The sequence below is a fragment of the Mariniflexile maritimum genome, assembly GCF_009746565.1.
Classification (GTDB): Bacteria; Bacteroidota; Bacteroidia; order Flavobacteriales; family Flavobacteriaceae; genus Mariniflexile; species Mariniflexile maritimum.
In genome coordinates, this window is record NZ_WRPN01000024.1 from 1 (window position 1) to 3,566 (window position 3,566).

The 3,566-nt window shown below is 30.9% G+C and carries 3 protein-coding genes; all 3 read right to left on the reverse strand.

All coding sequences use genetic code 11. The features are described from left to right. Positions 1-788: 788 nt before the first annotated feature. A complete protein-coding gene (locus GQO80_RS15575; protein WP_157209281.1) occupies positions 789-1,772 on the reverse strand; it encodes a hypothetical protein in 984 nt (327 codons plus the stop codon). Positions 1,773-1,860: 88 nt separating this feature from the next. Then, positions 1,861-2,094: a hypothetical protein gene (locus GQO80_RS15580; protein ID WP_157209282.1), complete on the reverse strand. Its 234-nt coding sequence runs from the start codon at positions 2,092-2,094 to the stop codon at positions 1,861-1,863. A gap of 756 nt (positions 2,095-2,850) precedes the next feature. Continuing rightward, positions 2,851-3,204: an SdpI family protein gene (locus GQO80_RS15585; RefSeq protein ID WP_232333208.1), complete on the reverse strand. Its 354-nt coding sequence runs from the start codon at positions 3,202-3,204 to the stop codon at positions 2,851-2,853. Positions 3,205-3,566 lie beyond the last annotated feature (362 nt).

The following is a 3,566-nucleotide window of genomic DNA, read 5'->3' on the forward strand; positions in this document are numbered from 1 at the left end:
TCTGTAAAATGGGTTGTCTTCATAAGTTTTCGGATTTAAATTTAATAATTCTTACTGAACGCGCTCCTGCGTCGCTTGTCGAATTCTATTTTTAAATGGCCGAATTTTGGGGAAGCTTACAATATCAAATCTCGACTAACGGTAAAATTCTTTTTTTAAATACCTTCAAAATTCCGCCCGTTAGATTTAGGAATTAATCGGATTCTGTTGTACAGAATGTTTGCCAACGTTTATGTATAAGAAAAGTTGCGTGTTTGTGTGCGGCGATTTTCCGTAGGAAAATCGGAAGCAGGCAAACAGAGCAACGACCATTATACAAGCCTAAAGTAGCAATTTTTTTTATACGGTGTTACCTTTAGTGCTTTTTTGTCGGCCACATTTTTTCCCGGAATTGCTATTGAATCCGCGATTTTTTATCCGTTAAAATTTATGTCGGACAAAAAATCGGTTTAGCTCTTAAAAAGTCCGACATCGATTTTTTTTAAATCCGACGCGTGTTAAAAATCCGCACAAATTTTGGCCTCTACGTTATGCCTTTTTAATCCGTATTATGCTGAAAATCCACGTAAAGTTTAGTAAAAAATTAGGTTTCAGCGATTTAAAAATCAGCGAAAACCTCGGGTCTGGAACGGACTTTTCAGCATTAAAGGTAACGTGTTTGTATAAGATTAGTTGCGTGGTTTAAGCACCTAATTTAGCAAATACAAACCGAATAGAAAATCCGCGAGGATTTTCGTAAGTAGGCTTGCACTAGCAATTAATTTTATACGGTGTTAGGCAAAGTGTTTTTATTTTTTGTGATATACTTTTATCGAATCATTTCTAACTGTCAATATGTAACTCATTACTTTTAAATCTTCACCATCTTTGTCTTTAATTGTTGCCACGTAAGTGTCGTCCATTAATTTTGAGTAGCCAATTTCATCTTTACAGTTATTAAAGACCTCATTTATAAATTTTTTATGCTCGTAACTTCCAATTAGGTATAGAGTTTCATTTTCAGGTGCGATTTTTTTTAAGTGATTTTTATATACTCTTTCTCCGTCTCGATTAATTACGATGCTTCTCCCAATAATCCTAATTCCAAATTTGCAATAAGTTCCTGAAAAGTCATTTACAATATCCTCACGCAATTTCCTATTTGCGTAACGATAAAGAAAATTAACTAATTCTGTAACCTCTTTGTGGATATTTTGAGCGTCTCTTTTATTGGCAAATACTTTTTCGCCTAAAAATGTCAATTCTTGCACAAGAACTGGATAAAATATCCCAACGTCATCTATATCCGAATACTTTTCAAAAAAGTCAGAAATTTTCTTGTTATCCATTTTGTCTTTCATAAAATCCTGTACAAATTGGTCAAGAATTTCCGATTTCTCTTCTTTAAGTAAATCGTAACAAGCAAATAAATCCATAGATTCACGTTGATATTGCGCAATGTAAGATTTTGCTTTTTTCAAAAAAGCATATGATATAAAGGCCATTGAGGCTTTAACTATATTCTCATTTTGGTGGTCACCTTTTTTTAAGCGAAGAATTAACTCTCCGTTTTGAACAAATTGTTTTTCGGTTTGTTCACTAACATCAATCCATTCAACGTTAATCTTTTTGATATCAAGGTGTTTTGTGCGATTAGAAACTTTTCTTAAGTAGTCATTTATTTTACCTTGTAAATCATATTTCACATAGGTTTTATCAAACTTGTTCGAAATGAATTTTAAGAACTTGCTTATTAAGGCAATTAGTTTTTCAAATTTTTCTGGATTTCTCAAATAGTAAATGAAAAGACCTAATAATGTCAAGGTCGAGATTGTCCAAAGCGAGAAATTAAAGTCGAAGTAAAAATTGAAATCCACTTTGTTAAAGATTTTTTTCATTTATATATTCAGATAATGATTTGATTGCTTCTGGTGTATCGCAGACAACTTTTATAGTTCCTTCTTCTGGGAAAATAGAATGCAAATTATCAAGTGTAATTATTTCTTTAGTGAATTTACATTTTACTTCTCCGTTTTTGATTTTCTCTAAAATGTTGAGCTTTTTTAGAAGTGCAATCAAATCATCATCGTGTACTGCGTTCAATTTTGCTTTCATCAGTTTGTTTTACATTTTGCCTAACGTTTATGTGTATGGAAAGTTGCGTGCTTGTGTGCGAGGATTTTCCGAAGGAAAATCAGAAGCAAGCAAGCAAAGCAACTAACATTGGTTTAGTATAAAACTAGCAATTTTTTATACACGGTGTTGTGTTTAGTTTTTTATTTTTTTCACGTTTGTTTTGTCTTCTAAGTCAATTCAGGAAATCAATTCTTTTTTCAGTTTATGAGTGAGAAATTCCGATTGGTTTATTAGAAAATAAAATCTGTCGTTATTATTAAAATCAATATAACTCGCGGTCAAAAGTCTGTATTTAATACTTTTTATGTCCGCTTTTTTAAATTTTTTTTTGTCAGAATCTATGTAGACATAATTTTGGTCAAATTGAATATTATGTATTTTTTGAATTTTAATTAGCTTAATTAAAACGAATAAAACTAAAGAACTACTACCTACGAGTAATAATACTAAGTCAGAATATTTCTCTCGATTAAATAAGACAATGCAAATCAAAATCAGTACGAAACTCATTCCTGATATTATCAGATACAATATTGTTTTGGCTTCTTTAAATGATAAATATTTCAAAATTTACGTAATTTTTTAAATTAAACACAACGGTTACGTATAACCGTCAGTTACGGGATTAAAGTTACTGTTTTTCGGTTTAGCACAGACGTTAGCAATTCCGAGTGGATTCGGACGTAGTCGAATCCGCCGTAATTGCGGTTATACATTGTTGTGGTGCGTTTTTTTTCACTTAAATTTCTTTTTTATTGAATTTTCAACTCTAAATAGAAGTACAATTATAGATAAAATCATAATGGTTAATCCTAAAATCATAGAGATTGTGCCAGTTAGATTGTCTAAAAATCCTATGAATGAAACAACAATATTTATAAGTCCAATTTTAATCATTTCCTTTGAAGAATAAAATTGAGCAAAATCCCATCTTTCTTGATTTTTCATAGAACTCGAAGTTCTATATCCGTAAAGTGCGTTGATTTTCTTTGGTGGAAATTTACGCATTATCAATCCTGCTATTATTGAAACAATACCAAATCCAAAACAAATAATAAATAAATGGTTATCTGTTATTAATTTTTCCACTTTTTGTCTTTTTAAGATCAATTTTTTCGTCCAATTTTATATATCAGAGTAAATTTCAGCGCATTGTTTTTAGCTTATTTTTTTATTCCATAATATTTTTCACGTTTTCGATGTATTTTGCTTCTCAGAAATTCGTTTAATAATCTCAAATTTCCAGTTTTGCTTTTACACTTCAAAAATCAGTTTTTTTGGCATTCCATTTCGCCTAATTTTCAGGTTTTCTCGATTTTTTTAAATGCACCACAACGTTTATGTGTAAGGAACGTTGCGTGCTTGTGTGCGAGGATTTTCCGAAGGAAAATCGGATGCAAGCAAGCAAAGCAACGACCAAACGGTTTAACTAAAATAAGCAATGTTTTTTA

What these genes read in the sequence shown, in the direction of transcription:
- GQO80_RS15580 (WP_157209282.1), bottom strand. Translation starts at nt 2,094, where the DNA reads ATGAAAGCAAAATTGAACGCAGTACACGATGATGATTTGATTGCACTT.